Source organism: Streptomyces sp. ISL-66 (assembly GCF_018614135.1).
In the GTDB taxonomy this organism is placed as follows: domain Bacteria; phylum Actinomycetota; class Actinomycetes; order Streptomycetales; family Streptomycetaceae; genus Streptomyces.
This window is the reverse complement of sequence record NZ_JAGGOW010000117.1, coordinates 69,733-87,070: the sequence shown is the minus strand read 5'-3', so window position 1 is coordinate 87,070 and position 17,338 is coordinate 69,733. Positions and strand designations below refer to the sequence as shown.

Sequence of the window (17,338 nt, the reverse complement as noted above, 5' to 3'; positions counted from 1 at the left end):
ACTACCCGGCAACCGGCCGGGCACCCGCCCAGTCGGCCGCGCTTCAGCTCAGGCGGCGCAGCAGCAAGCGAGGCGTGGCCCGGACCAGAGCAGCCGCGACCAACCCGATGACTGCTCCCGCTGCGACGTCGGAGGGGTAGTGCGCGCCGTCGTGGACGCGCTCGATCGCCACCAGGACCGTCGGTACGGCGCAGGCGGCGCCGGCCCATGGCCAGGTCGGGGTGACGGCGACGGTGAACGCGACGGCTGCGGCGGTATGCCCGGAGGGGAAGGAGGAGCTCTCCGGCCGCTCCTCCACGTCCTCGTGGGGGATCCACTCTTTCGGCGGGCGGCGACGCTTGACGAGCTGCTTTGCGACTCCGTTGGAGAGCAGCTCGGCCAACGCCGTCCCGGCAACGCCGGCGGTCGCGGCCTTGCGGCCCCTCCAGCCGCCGCCGACGGCCATGGCGGCGGCCGCCGCCCACCAGAGTTTCGTGTGCTCGGCCGCGGCTTCCACCGGCGGCAGCAGGTCCCGGACGCAGGGCGAATCCCAGGAGGCGATGCGCTTGGTCAATCGATGATCGCCCGTTCGCAAGGAAGCCAGAAACCTCATGGAGAGCACCTTCCCCGACGGAGGCGGTTCAGACGGTGTTCACTCCATGCGGCGGCGCCCTTCGTCACTCCATTTGCGGGTGTCGCGCGGCCGGACGTAGGGCTCCTCGTCCTCGGGATGGCCACCGGCGATCGCGCCGGCGATGCCCAGCAGGGAGACGAGGACGAGATAGGTGGTATGTCTGGCGGCTTTCCACCCATACGCCGCTCATGGGCGCGAGCAGGCGTTCGCCGTGATCCTGCTGGACCTGATGCTGCCCGGGCTGAACGGCTACCGCGTCTGCTCCGAGCTACGCCGGGCGGGGGTGCGGACCCCGATCCGCCGCTGCGGCGACACTTTCACACTGTCTCGCGCAGGACCCCGACGGGCTCGAGGCGAAGGCGCGCGCTCACGCGCCTCCTCCCTCTCCCGCTCCGGTGGGGCCCTGCGGCCCGGGGCCTGCCGCTCCGCCGGGACCGGCGGCTCCTTCCGAACCTGCCGGTGGCGCTTCGGGCTCGGGATCCGTGAGCTCCGGTTCCAGGCCCTCGGTCACCGTCGTGCGACGTCGTCCGGTGTCGGCCCGCCAGGCTTCGAAGGCCAATGTCGTTGCGGTGACCACGGCGAGCCCCAGGAGCCAGCCACCGACGACGTCACTGACCCAGTGGACCCCCAGGGCGACGCGCGTGTAGCCGACGCCCACTACGGTGACCAGCGCGAGCGCCCAGGGCAGCGGGCGCCACCTGGGCGGCACCACGGGCAGCAGAACCAGCAGCAGAACGGCGCACGAGGTGGTGGCCGTCATCGCGTGTCCGGAAGGGAAGGAGAAGCCGGGCGCGTGGGCGACGGGGTCCGGCAGGTGCGGGCGTGCCCGCTCGACGGCGGTCTTGGCCAGGAGCCCGATCAGGCCGCCGGCGACCGCCGTGACGGAGACCCAGGCCGCCAGCCGCCAGGCCCGCCGGCTCACGAGCCAGGCCACGAGCACGCCCACCAGCAGGCGCATGGTCACCGGATCCCACACGAAGTCCGAGAGGACGCGCAGGAAACGCACCCCGTCCGGGTGGGCGTGCGCGGCGGTGTGCAGGCACTCGGCCGTTTCGCGGTCCAGCCGGTGCAGCGGAGGCCACTGGGACTCCACCAGGACCAAGGCGAGCGCGAAGGGCACGGAGGCGAGGGCGGTCGCGGCCGCGGCGAGCACGAGTCTCGCGCCGAAGGTGGCGTCCGGCCCGGCGTGCCGCGTCAGCAGGCTCCGCAGCGGCCGTCGTCGAGAACTGTCTGTGCGCCGTGCCATGGTGGCGGGTTCCTCTCGTGTGCCCGTGGCGGGCCTCCGGCCGCCGACGAAGGGGCTGGGGAAACGGGATAGAGACGGGGCCGGGGTGAAGGGAGGGGGCGGGAACGATGAAGGGGGCTGAGCTGGGACGGGGCGTCAGACACCGGGGTCGGCCCTGACCGGCTCCCGCACCCCCGCCCTCACGGCTTCCAGTTGGGCTGCGAAGGAGAGGCCGAGGAAGAGCGCCATCGAGGTGAGGTAGGACCAGAGCAGCAACGACACGATCGCGCTGAGGGGCCCGTAGACGCTGGTGAACGAACTGCTTTCGCCGATGTACAGACTCAGGGCCCAGGTCGCCAGGTTCCACAGCACCAGGTGGACGACGGCCCCGAAGGCCAGCCAGGTGTAGCCGGGCTGACGGCGGCGCGGGGAGAGGCGGAAGATCGCGCTGGTGGCGAGAACGGCGAGCAGGACGCCGACGGGCCAGCGCAGCACCTCCCAGGTCTGCACCGTAGCGGGAGAGAGCTGGTAGACCTCGCCCAACGCGTGGGTGAGGTGGGTGCCGATCACGGTGAGGATGAAGCTGAGTCCCAGCGGAAGTCCCGCGAGCGCCGACATCACCAGGCCGCGGCTGTACTTCTTGAGGAAGGGCCGGTCCCGCTCGTTGCCGTATATGCGGTTGGCTCCCCGTTCGACCTGGCAGAGACCCGTCGTGACGTTGACCAGCGAGAACAGCAGGCCCAGCCACAGCGCGGCCTGGCCACCGTCGCCGGCATGACGTCTGCTCTCGCTGAGCGCGTCGTCCACAACGGCCTGACCGGGCCCGCTGGTGAGCCCGCGGATGGTGAGCTCGACCACGCGGCCCGCGTCCTCGGTGTGCAGGACACCGGACAGCCCGACGGCGGCGATGGCCAGCGGGACGATGGACAGGACCGTTTGCAGGGCGAGCGCGCGGGCGTGGCTGAAGCCGTCCGCGTAGCGGAACCGCACGAAGGAGTCGCGTGCGAGGCTCCAGCCGCCGTAACGACGCAGCGCCATCCACGCCTCGTCTGCGGACAGTTCCTCACCGCTCACGTCGTGCTGCTGCGGTACCCGTCGCGCCGTGCCCATCGCGTTCCTGCCTTCTCGGGGAGCCTACGAAACCTGCGGATCCGTCCCGGGCCCGCCTTGACCTGCGGAGCCGGCCCGAGGCTGCGGAGCCAGCCCGAACCGGCAGCGCCCGACCGGGCCCGCCGAGCGGCGGTCGGCCGACGGGCCGGGAACCCGTACGCGGACGGCCTCGCCTCAAGGCGTCGGGCCGGGAGCCGCCGGAAGGGGCGCGGCCCGTTCGGCAGGTGCACCGGCCTCCTCAGCGGCGGCGGGAGCCCCGGGCGCGCGGGGCAGGTACACCCTCAGGGCGCCCGGTTCGACCTCCGCGGTGAGGCGGACGCCGTCGCACACGGCATCGCCGTCGAGTTCGCGCGGTTGTGGCCGGGCGCAGCAGACGTCGATCCGGGTGGCGGTGAAGTACTCCAGCGCTCCCCCGGCTTCGCTACGCCCGGCCACCGTCCCGCCCCCGGCCCCGATGACGGCCCCCGCTCCGGTGGGTGCCGGCACGCCGCGGCCCAGGAGGCGCGACGCGAGGTGGCCTGCCGCGGTGAACCATCCGGCTGCGCCCTGCGGGTCGAACAGCACCACGTCCAAGCGTCCGCTGTCCGGCCGCGCCGTCGGCAGGAGCGGCAGACCGCCCTGGAGGGTGCCCACGTTTCCGATGACGACCATGCGGGCGCGCCGCCGCTGGCGGCGGCCGCCGTCGATGCGCACCGTCAGCCGCACACCGGGGTCGTTCAGGTGCCGCAAGGCCGACAGGACGTACGCGGCCCAGCCCATCCGCGACTTGAGCCGCGGGGAGGCGTCCCGGACCATGGCGGCGTCGAACCCGGCGCCGGCCATGACGGTGAACCGCGTCTGCGCGAGGCCGTCGCCCCGGACCCGGCCGACATCGATCCCGAAGCTGTCCCCGGCCAGGGATCCGTCGAGCGCGGCGACCGGGTCCATCGGGAGACCGAGGTTCCGGGCGAGGAGATTCCCGGTGCCGCAGGGCACCAGGACCAGCGGGATCCCGGTGCCGGCCAGGACGTCGGCGCAGGCGCGCAGGGTGCCGTCGCCCCCGCAGACCACCACGAGGGCGGGCCGGACGGCAGGGAGCTCCTCGGCCAGGGTGCCGCAGGCGTGTTCGGCGGAGGTCAGAATCCAGCGCACGTCCCGGTGGCCGTGGCCGCGCAGCACGGCGTCCAGCCGGTCGGCGAGCTCGTCAGGGCAGCCGTGCGGGTGGCGCACCACGATGACAGGACCGTCGGTGCGGGGGTCGGGCCCCGGGCCGGGCCGCTGTGCGCGGGCCGGTTCCGGAGTGGACTCGCGCCCGTACAACAGCGCGAACCCGACGATCAGCAGCGTCGCCGCGCCGTTGAGCAGACCTCCGACGACGTCGCTGGGGTAGTGCATGCCGCGGTACATACGCGCCAGCGCGACGGCCGGCGCCATCAGGAGCAGGGATACCGCCACGGCGTAGCGCCAGGGACCGCGCATGCGCAGCACGGCGATCACGGCGAGGCTCCCGTAGAGGGCGAGGGACGCCCCGACATGTCCGGAGGGGAAGCTTGACGTCGGCGGCGCCACGTCCAGGTGGGGTACGTCGGGACGGGGGCGGTCGACGAAGGATGTCACCAGCAGGAACACCGCCGACTGCACAGCGACCGAGGCTCCGAGGAAGAGCGCTTCGGTCTGGAGCGGGAGGCGGGGAAGCACGAGCAGGCCGACGATGCAGACCAGTGTCACGCCGACGACCACCTGCGTGCTGGCGAGCAGGGAAAAGAACTCCGATACCGCGTTGGCGACTTCGCCGCGGCGCTCCACCAGGTCCCGGCTGGCCGATCCCTCCTCCGACAGCGGCGGGCGCCGGGCCGACGGCCCGGTAACCAGCCGTCCCAGGCCCACCATGATGGCGGCCTGGGCGGGGAGGAAGAGCAACGGCCACCCACCGCGCACCGAAGGACCGCGACTTCTTTTCATGAGGGGCTTTTGACCCGTCAGGGCCGGATGATGCGCGGAGCGTGGGCCAAACCAGCCTGCAGGTGCCCTCGAAGCCCGCGAGCTTGCCGGAGAGACGGACGATGCGGCCCAGACCGCGCGGGACGATACGGGGTGCCCAGGGTCACCACGGCGTCGACGGCGGATCCGGCCGGAGCCCCGGCCGCCGAGGCCGCGGCCGACCTGGTCCAGCGCGACTTCACCGCGGATGCCCCCAACCGGCTGTGGGTCGCCGACATCACATTGATCCCCACCGGCGAGGGCCCGTGGTGGCTCGCTTCGATCCGTGACGTCTTCTCCCGCCGGATCGTGGGCTGGCACACCCGGGCGGCATCGGCCGTGATGGTCGGCCGTCGGCCAGGCCGTCTGACGTCTCCCAGTCGCCTTCTCCCGTACCGGATCGCTGGGCAGACTTCGGCGGCGATTTCAGGTCGTTGGACTCAGCGCCTGGCGGCCCTCGCGGAGGTCCGCCATCAGACGAGCGGCGTCGGTGAGCAGCGTGCCCTGCAAGGTCAAGACGGCCGGCTGAGCCTCTGGAGGCTGCTGTTGGGCGCGGTCGAGCTCGGCGGCAGCGACTTCGAGTGCCTCATCGAGCTGGTCAGAGTCTGTGCGCGTCGTCTGGCCGATGTGCTTCATGGCAGTGGCCGTCGTACGGAGCAGGGAGGCGTAGCTGGAGCGGAAGACGGCGGGCACAGCCTCAAGTCGCCCGCTGTCAACCGCGTGGTCGAGGGTGCGGGTGATGGACCGGAGGTGGTCCAGGCATCTCTGGGCCGCTGTGACGGCTTCACGGGCCCGAGGAAGGGCTTGTGCGGCGCCGTCGAAGCTCCGGCGCGGGTTGAGGCGGCTGTTCTCCGTCTCCGTGTCGATGGAGTGCTCGATGCGGTCGGCGCCCGCGGACAGCCACCGCCATTCCCGGCGCCACTGCCGCACCTGGTCCGCGTCCGGGCTGCTCGCCTCGAACGCGTCGGCCAGGCTGGCCACGCGCCGCTGGATGCCGGTGTAGAGCTCGGCGACCGCTTCCTGCCGGTGACGGACGTGCCGCGCCGGAGGGAGTAGGAGATGGGCGACCAGGCCGCAGATCGCGCCGATGGCAACAGAGGCGACCAGATGTCCGATGTAGTCGATCCTGCCGTGCCCGGAGGAGAAAGCGAAGATTCCGACGATCGCGATCTGAGTCCCGTGCTCGCCCAGACGCCGGACCCGCCCGAGCGCCAGCGCGATCAGGGTGAGCAGCCCGAAAGTCCAGCTGTGAAGTCCCGCGGTTGCCGCCAGCGTGGCCGCCAGTACAGCTCCGGCCGCCATCGCCAGCAGGTACTGGGCACAGTCGCGCACAGAGCGGTACAGCGTTGTCTGGAGCACGACCAGCGCGGTGAACGGGGCGAAGGTCACGACCGCCGGCGGAAGGACGTGGTGGGCCAGCATCCACGCCGCCATCGCCGCCACCACGCTCTTCGCGATCAGCAGCAGGTCATCACGCTCACCTCCCGAAGACCGCCCGGCCCGCCGTAGAAACCCCGCTGCCTCCAGAGCCCCTGCCTTCAAGCTTCCCGACACCTTGCCCCGCCAGGGCACATGCACCACCTCCGAGAAGCCGCATGCCCCGCCAACCACCAACAAATCAGCCGTGTGGAACCGGCGCCGCAGCCGCAAGTCGGCTCCGGCGTACGCCCGGCGAGGACGAAGCAGGGGTTCTCGTACACGCCGACGCGCTCACGGCCGTCGTACGGGAGCCGTCGTCCAGGAAGACGGCCATGGCCGCCGCGGGCCACATGGCCACCGAGGACGGGTCTGCCGCCGTTGCGCGGGCCGTGCGACGGCCGACGGGCTGAGGACGTGCACGGGAAGCCGCCGTCCGGACCGGCACGCTGCTGGGCGGCGGCACCGAGGGGCGGAATAACCAGTGCCCCTGCCCTTGCCCCTGAATGAGTGCTCCCCTGATCCCGTCGCTGCGACCAGTCCGGCGCGGACCAGCCCGGGGTTCCCTCCCCCTCCCCCGGCCCCGGTTTTCGTGCCACCGCCGGCCGCGAGCGGCGCGGGGACCGGACGGACAGCCTCGCGCCTGCCGGCTCGCTGCGGGCGTCGTGGTGGGCCTTCCCGTAGACCCGGTCGGGGGACGGTCCGTGTCGTGGGGCCGGGTCGTGCGTTGCACGGGGCACGGCGATGTCCCGGGGCGAGGCGTGCACCTGTCCTGGAACGGTGCCGTGTCCTACCCGCATGGCCGGGGACGTCCTGGGAAGGCGGGACGTATCTGACCGGCGATGTGATGGGTGCATGCATGCGAAGTGTGGGCGTGGAAGAGGAACTGCTCCTGGTGGATTCCGCCAGCGGCGTTCCGCTGGCCCTGTCAGGGCACGTACTGGAGGCCGCTGACCGGTCCGACGGGCCGGGCCCGCGCGACGGCTGGGAGCAGGGCCACAACTTCGAGCGGGAACTCGCCAAGGAACAAGTCGAGTTCGCCACCAAACCGGTCACCGACATGGGCGAGTTGGCGCGCGAGATCGGCCGGTGGCGCACCGAGGCAGCGCGGCACGCGCAAGGCGTCGGCGCCGTCGTCGCCGCGCTCGGCACTTCACCCCTGCCCGTCGCGCCCTCGTTGAACACCGGCCGCCGCTATCAGTGGGTCGCCGAGCAGTTCGGAATGACCGCGCAGGAGCAGCTGACGTGCGGCTGCCACATCCACGTGTCGGTGGAGTCCGATGAGGAGGGCGTCGCGGTCCTCGACCGCATCCGCCCCTGGCTGGCGGTCCTGACCGCCCTCAGCGCGAACTCGCCGTTCTGGCAAGGGCAGGACACGGGATACGGGAGCTACCGGAGCAGGGTGTGGAACCGGCTGCCGTCCTCCGGTCCCGTGGACATCTTCGGGTCCGCGAGCGGCTACCACGGCCAGGTCCGGGCCATGGTCGACAGCGGTGTACTCCGTGACGAGGGGATGATCTGGTCCGACGCCCGGCTGTCGGCCGCCTACCCCACCGTGGAGATCCGGGTCGCGGACGTGTGCCTGGACGCCTCGACGCCGGTCCTGCTCGCCGCCCTGGTCCGAGGCCTGGTCGAGACGGCCGCGCGCGCCTGGCGCGCGGGGGAACCGCCGGCCCCGGTCAGTACGAGCCTACTGCGGCTGGCGTCGTGGCAGGCCGGACGTTCCGGGCTGGAGGGCTCCCTGCTGCATCCCGCGACGATGCGGGAGGCCTCCCCCGAGGAGGCCGTGGAGGCCCTCCACCGCCACGTGCGCGACGCCCTCCGCGACCACGGCGACGACAGCCTCGTCCGGGACGGTCTCGCCACCCTCCTGCGGGACGGGAACGGGGCGCGCGTCCAACGCGAACTCCTGCGCACGAACGACGACCTCGCCGCAGTGGTCACCCGCTGCGCGGAGATCACCGTCGCCTCCACCACGACCATCTGAGCCCCGACCGGCCTGCGTGCCTGCTTGCCTCCCGCCGCCTGCCTGGGGCGTGGAGCGCGGCGCGGCGTGGCGCGGCGTGGCTCCGGGGCACTTCCTCGACGGGGTGGCAATTACCCGCGGGGTTATCGCATCGTCCGGTCGCCCCCGGCTACGTTCCACCTCATCACCCCCGGAACGAAGGAGCCCCACGATGCCCGCTTACGGCTTCGCCCACCTCCGCAGCCGCAGGAATCATTCCGACGTCATCGAGTACCTGCAGCGCATCCAGGCAACCCTTGACCCCTTCGCCGGCCGCTTCGTCATCCACGGTCCGCCGACCCAAGTCGTGGAGGGGACATGGCCCGGGAGCATGGTGCTGATCGAGTTCCCCGGTGTGGCAGAGGCCCGGGCCTGGTACGCCTCGCCGGACTACCAGGCCATCCTGCACTTGCGTACCGACCACATCGAAGGCGACTTACTGCTGATCGACGGCGTCGGCCCGAACTACGACCCCGCCGAGCGAGCTCTCACACTGCGAACGGAGGCTGATCGGGCGGATCCACCGACCGCGTAGTGCGGCACTCGTCCTCGCCGAGTTCTCGTCCTTCAACCCCCGCAGGCGTAGATGCCGTTCGGGTCCTCTCGGGGCGGATCGACGAAGCGCGTACAGTCGCACGCCCCGCCGACAGGGTTGCATCCGGCCGGACCATGGCGTTCACGGGCGTGACGGCAGACGGCGCAGGGGACCTTGCGCGAGCTGAACACGGTGTCCAGGGTGAGCGCGATTGCAAACAGGCACAGTGGCGCGGTGGCCATCACCACCAAGACCCAGTCGCCGCCCGTCACCGCGCTAGCCTCCGCATCCGCCGCAAGGGGCGAACGGATCCTGCTGCCGCTCCCACCAGGACTCACACCGGCAACGGCCGAACAGCGAGCCGCACTCGGCACACGGCGCGGTCCGCGCCTCAGGTTCCTGTACGACGCCCCGCCCGCCACCGTCCACGGGCTCCTCCGCACGCCGGAAGAGCTGACAGCCGCACGCCGGTGCTTCCAAAGGCCCGAGGCACCGCCGGAGCGACGGGACGTGCAGCCCTCGCGGGTGCCCGCAGCCGACACACGGATGTGCTGCCATACCGGCCATCGCCAGCACCCTCTCCCCAAGGGAATCGCCTCGCCGTTCGAACACCATACCGGCCAGTCATGCCCCGCCGGGGGGTGAACGAACAGAACGGCGCCGGTGCTGCCTGCCGCGCATCACCAGGGCACCATCGCCCCCTCTTCCCAAAGAGCGAGAACAGAGATCCTTCTCCGGACTTGGCAGCGGCGGAGCCGCGCACCGCCTGATGCCGGCCGGACGGCTCGTGACTCGCCCCTCTGTGCGGTCAGGAAAGGTGGGCTGCCAGCCCGCACAGGCCAAGCCCGCTGTTGGCGGCGACGCGCCAGACGCGCAACGGGCCATCCAGCACATGCTCTTCACCCTTCGAGTAGCCCAGCCAGTCCTGGGTGACTGCGGCGGCGCGCTCGGTCTCGGTGAAGGCCAGGGCCCGCTCCACGTCCGGCAAGTACTGGGCGACCTGGGCGGAGGTGAGGAGGAAGTTTCCGCACCATCCCGGCAGAAGCGCCGCACGAGCGGGGCCGATCGCATGGAAGAAGGACGTGACCGCGTACTCCTTGGAGTGAACGGAGATGAACATGCCCTCGCGGCTCTGTTCTCCCCACACGTCGTCCACTACGTGGAAGGCTGTGTCCGTGATGCCGCCACAAACGTCGTCGACGTGACAGCCGGGCGCCGTGAGCTACCGGAAGGACGCGACCGCCGCATCGCCGGACGCGCTGGAACCGGGGTGCCCTGGAGGGGCATACCAGCTGTTGTGGTCGGGCAGCGGTTCGTGTAGCCACTCTTGCCATCGGCGTTCGGCATCGGGCTGGGCCGGCCCGGTCCGCCTCCATCGCCGGCAGCAGGCGTGGTGTCAGTTCGGCGATGACGCCGTCGGTGTGGGTCGTGATGGCCCAAGCGCTGGTGAAGCCCATACGCGAGACGCTACTGCCGACCGCTGACAGCCCAGCTCTCAAGTGAGCGCCGAACCCACGAGCCATGCCGGGGCATGTGCGGCGGCCCGGGCGCACAGCCGACTCCTCCGCCCCGCTGACGCCCGCCGAGAAAAATGGGTTGGTCGCGCCGGTCGGCGGTCGGTACGGTGTCCGAGGACGTGACCGAAACGCGAGGAGGTGTGACCCATGAACGCTGCATGCAGGTGGGCACTCCCCCTTTCCGTCACGGTGGGCGGCTGACGCAGGCGTCGCCGGGAGTGCCGCAACGACGGGGCACTCGCGAAAGGGCGAAGCCAATGAACCCCACACATCTCACTCCCGCCACGGGCGGTCCGACCGTAGCGATCTCACGGGTCGCGGACCACCAATGGCAGGCTCTCGAAGACGGTCGGGTGGTCGGCCGCAGCGATGCGTCGAACCGGCCCGACGGACGCCTCTTCATCAGCATCGACGCCTGGCACGCCGCGGCTTTCGATCGGCTCGCCGCTGCGATGGTGGCGGACCTTCCGGCCCCTCTCCACACACTGGTCGACCAGAGCGACCTCGACTCGACCTCCGGGTGGCAGCGGGCCGGCTTCACGATCGGCCGACGGGAGCGGGAGTACCTGATCCCCACTGACCCGGCCGTCACGGGCCTCGGCTGTACTCCACCGCCGTCGGACGTGCGGATCGTGCCTGTGGGAGAGGCCGAGCAGGAACCCCTGTGCGCCTTGGACCGCGTGATTCGCGACGAGGTCGAAGCCACGGTCGGCTGGCGGCGGATGCCGGCCGAGGTACTGCCGCTCCCGGTGGGGGCCACCGTGGTGGACCCGTCGAAGTACGCGGTGGCCGTACGGGCTGATCGCTACGTGGGAATGGTCCGGTTGGCGCCTCTGCCCCGGCAGCCGCGCATCGGCCTGATCGCCGTCCGGGCCGACGAACACCACCGCGGCATCGCCAGGGCCTTGCTGGCCTCGGTCCTGGGCGGCCTGTACCTCTCCGGGGTCGCGAGCGCACGGGCCGAGGTCGACGAATCCAACGACGCGGCCTTGGCGCTCTTCGAGAGCGTCGGCGCTCAATCCATGGGCTGCAACGTCGAGTTGGTGCACGGCTGACGTGTCGCCGGGGCTGCCGTACACGCCACATTTCATTTCTTTTCCTACCTCACCGTCACAGCACGGGGAAGTGAGCAAACTTGCCGAGAGCAGCAGGCGCCCTCGAGACCGAGGGCACCGTCATCGAGTGTCTTCGTAACGCCACCTTCAGGGTGGAGCTGGAGAACGGGCACAAGGTCCTCGCCCACATCAGTGGGAAGATCCGGAAGAACTACATCAAGATCCTTCCGTTCGACCGGGTGATCGTGGAACTCAGCCCGTACGACCTCACCCGCGGCCGCATCCTCTACCGCTACAGGTAGCGGCTGCGGGCGCAGGGACCCACGCTGGGCTCCGACGGTCACAGACCGTCGGAGCCCAGCAGCGCGTTGTCCGCTCCTGAACGTAACGGTGACAGCGCGGGCGCCGGGACCATGTGGGACGGCCGCCAGGCGGGAACAGGTGGGGCAGGGCCCGCCTGGGCCGGTGTGCATTTCCCAGCCTCACAACGACCGTCCGCACCACTGTTACGTTCACTGCCGGAGAGCTGCGGTATCCGGCAGAGCTACGAAGAGACCACAGTCTCTTCCGGGGCCGGGGAGGTAGCAGGCGCGACGGGGCCATCTGGAGCTGCTCATTCCCAGTGGGACAGCGAACCTTCGACCAGGGGGTACCGCGGGCAACGGATGAAAGCGTGCACTACTCACATGGGGCTGAGTACATGCGCTCTGATGGGTTTTCGGATGAGTCCGAACACTGGGGACATGCGTATAGGACTGTCGAAGCCTCTTCCCCAACCATTGGCGATCCTGGTACTGGCCGCGATGGCAATGGCCGGGTGGGCCGCCTGGCTCGGCTGGGACCAAATCCGCGACGTGCAACCCGACGGATCGACGACCGGCCCCTACCAGCCATGGCAGGTTGTCGGGCTCGTGCTGACCCTGCTGTCCCTGGTGTGCTGGGCGGCTTCCCACGAGTACGAAGCGGCCGCGATCCTCGGCACCACCGCCGGACTGACCGTCGCCGCTTATTACGACTGGTCCGACGACGGAAGCGGACTCTTCATGATCGGCGTAATCATGGTCATGATCGGGACCCTCGTCGTGACCGGCCTCCTCTCGCCCCTGATCGCCTTCTGCACACGAACCAAGCACTGACCCGACCCTTCATGGTCGACAAAGTTCCCAGATGTGGGAACGGCTACCTGCCGCGGCCCGACCGCCGTGCGGCGAGCCGGGCCCGCTGCTGATACGGCACCTTGTGTGATCACACATCTCTGGGGGTCAGGGGGACGCTCACCGCAGGCAATCCACGATCGACGATCCCGCGGGCCGGCGGCTGTCGTCGTTAGCCGGACGCGCGGGCCATCTGCTGGCGCGCTTCTTCATGTGGCTCGCCGTCCTGATGGCCGCGCAGGCGCTGCGGGAGATGTTCGCGTTCGTGCCGGGCTTCGTACCGTGGAACGGTGAAAGCCCTCGCGCCCCGGACCGGGGTCGGCCCGGCACCAGCTCTCCCCGCGTGACGCGGCCTCGGCGATACGCGGGACGCCGCGGCTGACCGGGCCAGGGCCGGATACGGCGCCCTGGCTTGTCGTATAGGCCGCCACAGGTCCGGCACGAGGCGGTGTAGACCGCCGCGGCCGGGGTCATGAGCTCGCAGGGCTCTGCCAGATGCGCCTGACCGGAGATCACCGCCGTGAGCCGCGGCTCCGGGCACGCGCAGGGGCCGGACGCGCGCCGGCAGCGGGGCTCGGTGGCCTTGCGAGGGGCTTTGGGGGCGGGCGGCCCGGCCGGGACCGCTTCGGTGTGCTGCATCTTCCAGCCGTCGACCGGGACCTGGCGGCGGCTGCGGTTGCGGATGTTGCGGTCGAACCGTTTCATGTCCTTGATCGTCGTGAACAGCAGCATCATCCCGGCCAGCAGCCCGAACGCCTCACCGTTGACCAGTCCCGACTCCGGGGCGAACACCGCGTACGGGACTCCGTCCTCATCTATCAGCGGGGTTCCGCCGGCCCACCGGTGGTCGGCGATGCTCAGGCCCACCGTCGCGGTGATCTCGTGCTCGCGGGCCCAGGTGGTCCACCGCCTCCAGCACCCCCCGGCGCATCATGAGCCGCGCCTGCCAGTCCTTCCCGGCTTGCGACTACCCACAGCTACCTGTGGGTTAGCGGCAGCTATATGAGAACTGGGCCGTCTCCCGCTGAAAGTGCTCCAGGCGACGGTCCAGCCCTCTCTCTATGCAACCCCGGTACCGGCTCTCTACGCGCGTATCAGCGCGCCGCATGCCAGCCCTACGCCGCGGCACGCCAGGATGGGGCCCGCGAGGTCCGGAGCCTTCGGGCGACGGGAGCAGAACATTGACCAACGCGGACGTCCAGTACCGAGGCAGCTCGATTCTTATCAGCGCCACCGGGGAACTCGACGAGGGTTCGGGAGGAGTCCTGCAGCGCGCGCTGGACTACGTGACCACGGACGAGCGCGATCTCTTGGTGGACCTGAACGCCGTCGCGGCCATGGACGTCGACGGCCTGCTCCACCTCCTGCACCTGTACCGGCGGGCGGAGCGCATGCGGCTACGAGTCCTGGTCACCGGCTGGCAGCCCCAGCCCCAGCAGTGCATGGCCGGCATCCCCGGGCCCAGAGCGGGCACCGGGGAGCGTTATGCCCTGGCAGGGTTCCGCCGACTCCTCGAGGAGAAGGCGCAGCGCGCACGGGAGCGCTCCGGCTTCGCCGATGGCTGGCTGCCCCACATCTAGCTACGTCTTGGCGTGGCTGCGGGTCGCGAGGGAGCGGGTTCGCTGCGAGCCGCCCTCCCAGGACAGGGTCTTCAGAGAAGGGGTCCCACGCCTCAGGCCCGGCACCTCGCCATTCCACGAAGTCGGGTCGGTGAGGTCTACGTCCTCGGCGTTCTCCAGCCCGGCCGCCGCGAGGAAGACACCGGTGTCGGACTGTCGGTGCGCGACGCCGTCGTAAATGCGGTCGGGGAGCAGTTCATGGGACGGGGCAAGGCGAACAAGGCGTACAGGCCGAGGGATCTGGGCCCGGTGCTTGCTACTGAACTTGATTGAGTGAAGCCGGGCTGTTCCCCTGACGGTTCGGGTTCGGGTCCGGTAGCTGTGGACCGTGAGGTACGCGCAGGGCGGCGGCTTGACCGACGCCGAGAGGGCCACGCGGGAGCGGATCCGGCTGGAGGCAGTCGTCCGCTTCGAGGGTGGGGAGAAGACCAGAGAGATCGCTGCCACGTTGCGGGTGTCCGAGCGGTCGGTGGAACGCTGGCGGCGGCAGTGGCGGGAGGGCGGCGAGGCCGGGGTCCAGTCGAAGGGGTCGCCGGGCAGGTCGAAGCTGAGTGATGCGCAAGTAGCTCGGCTGGAGCGCGAATTGGAGCGTGGGCCGCTCGCGCACGGCTGGGAGGACCAGCGTTGGACGCTGGCCCGGATCAAGACGCTCATCGGACGGATGTTCCACGTCAGCTACACCGTCGAGGGGACCTGGGCCCTGCTCAAGCGCCACGGATGGTCGTGGCAGGAGCCGGCACGCCGGGCTATCGAGCGCGACGACACGGCGGTCGAGGTGTGGAAGAAGGAGGTGTGGCCCCGGGTAAAAGCGCCGCGGCGGCCCACGGGGCCTGGATCGTCTTCGAGGACGAAGCCGGGCAGTCGATGAGGCCGCCGCGCGCCAGGACCTGGGGCCGGGTCGGCCGCACGCCTGTGGTGCGGGTGCGCGGCCGGGGAGGCGGCCGGGTTTCCATGGCCGGGCTGAGCTGCTTCAAATCCGGGCGGCGCTCGCGGATGTTCTACAGCTTCCACGTCTGCCGGGGCCGCAAGGGCGAGAAGAAGGGCCTGACCTGGCAGGACTACCGGGACCTGCTCATTCGCACGCACATCCAGCTCGGCGGCCCGATCGTGCTCGTGTGGGACAACCTGCGCGCCCACCTGATGCCGCCGATGCGGGAGTTCATCAAGGCGAGCGCGGACTGGCTCACCGTCTTCCAACTCCCGTCGTACACACCGGACCTCAACCCGCAAGAGGGCATCTGGTCGCTGGTCAAGCGCACCATCGGCAACCTCGCCGCCGCCAACCTTGACCAACTCCCCCAGGCCGTGAAGCGCAGCCTGAAGAAGATCCAGTACCGCCCCCACCTCATCGACGGCTGCCTCGCCGGCACCGGCCTGATCATGGACGGCTGACCACTCTCAGGCCGACATCCACGAATTCAAGGTCAAGTACTGAAGCCGAGTCCGGATCCCGTCGGCAGCCGGTGAGGTCTGTCAGGGGTGCCAGTGGGGGTCGTGCAGTCGCGCCAGGTTCTGGCGGGCGAACATCTCCGCCTTGGCCTGGTCGGCGATCCTGGCGGCCGCCAGGTCGTCCAGGATTTCCCAGTACGCCTCGATGGCCTCGCGCCGGAAACCGCCGACGGCCAGAGCGAAGGCGAGGTTGTTGCGTGCCACGATGGTGGCCTGGTCCGTTGTGCCGAAGGCATCGACTGCCTGCGTCGCGAGCTGTTGGAGCAGCGTCAGCGCGCTGAGGAGGTCGCCGCTGCGGCGGTGCTGCTCGGCGACCGCGAGCCGGTAGGAGAGCGTCTTGCGGTCGGTCAGCGGCTCCCGGCCCAGGCTGGCCGCGCGCCACACCGCGATGGCCTGCAGAGCCGCCTGTTCCGGTGTGTCCGCGTCGCCCGTGCCCGCCTGCCGCTGGGCACCGACGGCGCCGAGCGTCCAGGAGGCCAGCCGCGTCCTGAGCTCCCGGACGGGCGTCTGCGGCGCGAGCAGCCAGCAGGTCACGTCGTCGATGTCCAGCCCGATCACGCTTGCGGCGGCGGCGCCCTCCCACGCGCGGATCAGCAGCCCGAAGTTTTCGAGGAACTCCCAGCTGTCCGCCTTGTCCCCGACGTCCTTCGCTGTCAGGACGTAGAGCCCGGTGAGCGACGGCCAGCTCACGGAGAGCAGGCTGCGTAGCGGCCGTCCCACCGACAGGCCCGCCACGGCGACGTCCAGCCGCAGGCCCTCGATCCGGCGTGGGTGTCGCGGATGCCCGCCGAGATAGGTCACCCCGGTGACGCGCAATCGTTCCATCGTCCCCTCCCCGTTGGCCGCCGGCCGGCACCGCCGCGCGCCGCACCACCATCCTGCCGCGCCGCCCGGGGTACTGTCTGCCTGATTGACCGTCACCTTTCGTGGCAGTCCTGGGTGTTACTGTGCGGCGCATTGATGGAAACGGACGCGAACACCGCTGACGGCGAGGCCGCTGAGTACCTGCGGGTACGGAGCAGCCATGTCGAACTGACCCTGCAGTTCCCGCCCTTCCCCGCTGCGCAGGCGGCCGGCTCGCCGAGCCCGGCACCTCACGATCCGGTGCGGCCGTTCGCGCTGGCCGGCGACTTGCTCATGTTGGCGATGACCGATGAGATCTCCGGGCAGCGCGAACGGCCGCCAGGATCCGCTCTCAGGTGCCGTCAGCGCACCAGCGCCGATGCCGGTCGTAGACCGTGGTCCACGACCCACCCAGAAACTGTCGGGCGAACGGCGCCGACATCACTCAATCAAGTTCAGTATGCCCGGTTCCGGCCCGCCACAGGAAAGGCAGTGCGGCCTCCCCGGGATGATTCTGCGAGAAGCCGCTGGTCTCTCCCCTGTACGGGATTACGTGCGGCTCACTGCCTGCTGTCCTCGGCGAGGGTGTGCGCGACGAGCGCGTTGGCGTGGCCGTGGCCCAAGCCGTGCTCGGTCTTGAGCCAGGAGACGAGTTCCATGTGCTTGGTCAGGGGCGAGGCCCTGATGGCGTCTTTCCACTCCGTGATCGGGCGTCCGTACTTTTTCTCGATCGAAGGGAAGTAGCTGGCAGGGCCCTTCACCGGTTCAGTCATGTCGCAGTGTCCCGTCTATCCGTGCGTAGTGATCTTGGGTTGTCGCTGGGCTTTCGCCTGGCCTG

Annotated in this window: 17 protein-coding genes and 3 pseudogenes; 10 read left to right on the top strand and 10 right to left on the bottom strand. The window is 70.5% G+C overall.

Features of this window, described 5'->3' with window-relative positions; translation table 11 throughout:
• Positions 1 to 43 precede the first annotated feature (43 nt).
• Both J7E97_RS22680 and J7E97_RS36135 read right to left on the bottom strand, forming a co-directional pair.
• Positions 44 to 553 carry a phosphatase PAP2 family protein gene (locus J7E97_RS22680; RefSeq protein WP_251054967.1) on the bottom strand — a complete coding sequence of 170 codons (510 nt, stop codon included), beginning with the start codon at positions 551 to 553 and terminating at the stop codon, positions 44 to 46.
• A 78-nt stretch (positions 554 to 631) separates the two neighbouring features.
• Positions 632 to 727, bottom strand: a pseudogene (locus J7E97_RS36135) (YihY/virulence factor BrkB family protein); the annotation flags it as partial.
• Between the two features lie 100 nt (positions 728 to 827).
• On the opposite strand from J7E97_RS36135, the pseudogene J7E97_RS36130 reads away from it, so the two are divergent.
• Positions 828 to 911 (top strand): annotated as a pseudogene (locus J7E97_RS36130) (response regulator transcription factor); the annotation flags it as partial.
• 69 nt (positions 912 to 980) lie between these two features.
• Here J7E97_RS36130 and J7E97_RS22675 read toward each other — a convergent pair.
• From J7E97_RS22675 to J7E97_RS22665, 3 genes are all read right to left on the bottom strand, one after another.
• Positions 981 to 1,859, bottom strand: coding sequence for a phosphatase PAP2 family protein (locus J7E97_RS22675; RefSeq protein ID WP_215030295.1), 879 nt, complete (start codon positions 1,857 to 1,859; stop codon positions 981 to 983).
• A gap of 135 nt (positions 1,860 to 1,994) precedes the next feature.
• Positions 1,995 to 2,948 (bottom strand): YihY/virulence factor BrkB family protein, encoded by a 954-nt coding sequence (locus tag J7E97_RS22670; protein ID WP_215030292.1) that lies wholly within the window; start codon positions 2,946 to 2,948, stop codon positions 1,995 to 1,997.
• Between the two features lie 174 nt (positions 2,949 to 3,122).
• Entirely contained in the window at positions 3,123 to 4,847 is a 1,725-nt protein-coding gene (locus tag J7E97_RS22665; RefSeq protein ID WP_215030290.1) for a diacylglycerol kinase family protein, read from the bottom strand.
• Between the two features lie 207 nt (positions 4,848 to 5,054).
• On the opposite strand from J7E97_RS22665, the pseudogene J7E97_RS36125 reads away from it, so the two are divergent.
• A pseudogene (locus J7E97_RS36125) lies at positions 5,055 to 5,225 on the top strand (IS3 family transposase); the annotation flags it as partial.
• 108 nt (positions 5,226 to 5,333) lie between these two features.
• On the opposite strand, the gene J7E97_RS22660 reads toward J7E97_RS36125, so the two are convergent.
• Positions 5,334 to 6,449 (bottom strand): aromatic acid exporter family protein, encoded by a 1,116-nt coding sequence (locus J7E97_RS22660; protein WP_251054966.1) that lies wholly within the window; start codon positions 6,447 to 6,449, stop codon positions 5,334 to 5,336.
• A gap of 733 nt (positions 6,450 to 7,182) precedes the next feature.
• On the opposite strand from J7E97_RS22660, the gene J7E97_RS22655 reads away from it, so the two are divergent.
• Positions 7,183 to 8,310 (top strand): glutamate--cysteine ligase, encoded by a 1,128-nt coding sequence (locus J7E97_RS22655; protein ID WP_215030287.1) that lies wholly within the window; start codon positions 7,183 to 7,185, stop codon positions 8,308 to 8,310.
• A 190-nt stretch (positions 8,311 to 8,500) separates the two neighbouring features.
• Positions 8,501 to 8,863 (top strand): DUF1330 domain-containing protein, encoded by a 363-nt coding sequence (locus tag J7E97_RS22650; protein ID WP_215030285.1) that lies wholly within the window; start codon positions 8,501 to 8,503, stop codon positions 8,861 to 8,863.
• An 808-nt stretch (positions 8,864 to 9,671) separates the two neighbouring features.
• Here the strand turns inward: J7E97_RS22650 and J7E97_RS22645 are convergent.
• Positions 9,672 to 10,019: a hypothetical protein gene (locus tag J7E97_RS22645; RefSeq protein ID WP_215030282.1), complete on the bottom strand. Its 348-nt coding sequence runs from the start codon at positions 10,017 to 10,019 to the stop codon at positions 9,672 to 9,674.
• 618 nt (positions 10,020 to 10,637) lie between these two features.
• Between J7E97_RS22645 and J7E97_RS22640 the strand changes: the two genes are divergently transcribed.
• The 3 genes from J7E97_RS22640 (at position 10,638) to J7E97_RS22630 (ending at position 12,571) form a co-directional block, all read left to right on the top strand.
• Positions 10,638 to 11,435 carry an N-acetyltransferase gene (locus J7E97_RS22640; protein WP_215030279.1) on the top strand — a complete coding sequence of 266 codons (798 nt, stop codon included), beginning with the start codon at positions 10,638 to 10,640 and terminating at the stop codon, positions 11,433 to 11,435.
• Between the two features lie 80 nt (positions 11,436 to 11,515).
• Complete coding sequence (gene infA, locus J7E97_RS22635) at positions 11,516 to 11,737, top strand: translation initiation factor IF-1 (RefSeq protein ID WP_215030276.1); 222 nt, start codon at positions 11,516 to 11,518, stop codon at positions 11,735 to 11,737.
• A gap of 441 nt (positions 11,738 to 12,178) precedes the next feature.
• Positions 12,179 to 12,571, top strand: coding sequence for a hypothetical protein (locus tag J7E97_RS22630; RefSeq protein WP_215030273.1), 393 nt, complete (start codon positions 12,179 to 12,181; stop codon positions 12,569 to 12,571).
• A 138-nt stretch (positions 12,572 to 12,709) separates the two neighbouring features.
• On the opposite strand, the gene J7E97_RS22625 is transcribed toward J7E97_RS22630, so the two are convergent.
• The gene (locus J7E97_RS22625) at positions 12,710 to 13,381 is read right to left on the bottom strand and encodes a hypothetical protein (RefSeq protein WP_215030270.1); all 672 of its coding nucleotides are present in this window, start codon (positions 13,379 to 13,381) and stop codon (positions 12,710 to 12,712) included.
• Between the two features lie 389 nt (positions 13,382 to 13,770).
• Here J7E97_RS22625 and J7E97_RS22620 point away from each other — a divergent pair, with 389 nt between their 5' ends.
• From J7E97_RS22620 to J7E97_RS22610, 3 genes are all read left to right on the top strand, one after another.
• A complete protein-coding gene (locus tag J7E97_RS22620) occupies positions 13,771 to 14,169 on the top strand; it encodes an STAS domain-containing protein (RefSeq protein ID WP_215030269.1) in 399 nt (132 codons plus the stop codon).
• Positions 14,170 to 14,536: 367 nt separating this feature from the next.
• On the top strand, positions 14,537 to 15,076 hold the full coding sequence (locus J7E97_RS22615) for a winged helix-turn-helix domain-containing protein (protein WP_215030267.1): 540 nt from the start codon (positions 14,537 to 14,539) through the stop codon (positions 15,074 to 15,076).
• Positions 15,001 to 15,600, top strand: a complete 600-nt coding sequence (locus tag J7E97_RS22610) for a transposase (protein WP_308346686.1) — start codon at positions 15,001 to 15,003, stop codon at positions 15,598 to 15,600. The genes J7E97_RS22615 and J7E97_RS22610 overlap by 76 nt, the downstream gene beginning before the upstream one ends.
• 81 nt (positions 15,601 to 15,681) lie before the next feature.
• Here J7E97_RS22610 and J7E97_RS22605 read toward each other — a convergent pair whose 3' ends face one another.
• Together J7E97_RS22605 and J7E97_RS22600 are read right to left on the bottom strand one after the other, a co-directional pair.
• Complete coding sequence (locus J7E97_RS22605; protein ID WP_215030263.1) at positions 15,682 to 16,482, bottom strand: hypothetical protein; 801 nt, start codon at positions 16,480 to 16,482, stop codon at positions 15,682 to 15,684.
• A gap of 578 nt (positions 16,483 to 17,060) precedes the next feature.
• The gene (locus J7E97_RS22600) at positions 17,061 to 17,273 is read right to left on the bottom strand and encodes a DUF4287 domain-containing protein (RefSeq protein ID WP_215030262.1); all 213 of its coding nucleotides are present in this window, start codon (positions 17,271 to 17,273) and stop codon (positions 17,061 to 17,063) included.
• Positions 17,274 to 17,338: the final 65 nt, after the last annotated feature.

Bases quoted from the DNA above. Each gene is read 5' to 3' on its own strand.
- J7E97_RS22675 (WP_215030295.1), bottom strand. From the start codon at position 1,859: ATGGCACGGCGCACAGACAGTTCTCGACGACGGCCGCTGCGGAGCCTG.
- J7E97_RS22670 (WP_215030292.1), bottom strand. From the start codon at position 2,948: ATGGGCACGGCGCGACGGGTACCGCAGCAGCACGACGTGAGCGGTGAG.
- J7E97_RS22655 (WP_215030287.1), top strand. From the start codon at position 7,183: ATGCGAAGTGTGGGCGTGGAAGAGGAACTGCTCCTGGTGGATTCCGCC.
- J7E97_RS22650 (WP_215030285.1), top strand. From the start codon at position 8,501: ATGCCCGCTTACGGCTTCGCCCACCTCCGCAGCCGCAGGAATCATTCC.
- J7E97_RS22640 (WP_215030279.1), top strand. From the start codon at position 10,638: ATGAACCCCACACATCTCACTCCCGCCACGGGCGGTCCGACCGTAGCG.
- J7E97_RS22630 (WP_215030273.1), top strand. From the start codon at position 12,179: ATGCGTATAGGACTGTCGAAGCCTCTTCCCCAACCATTGGCGATCCTG.
- J7E97_RS22605 (WP_215030263.1), bottom strand. From the start codon at position 16,482: ATGGAACGATTGCGCGTCACCGGGGTGACCTATCTCGGCGGGCATCCG.
- J7E97_RS22600 (WP_215030262.1), bottom strand. From the start codon at position 17,273: ATGACTGAACCGGTGAAGGGCCCTGCCAGCTACTTCCCTTCGATCGAG.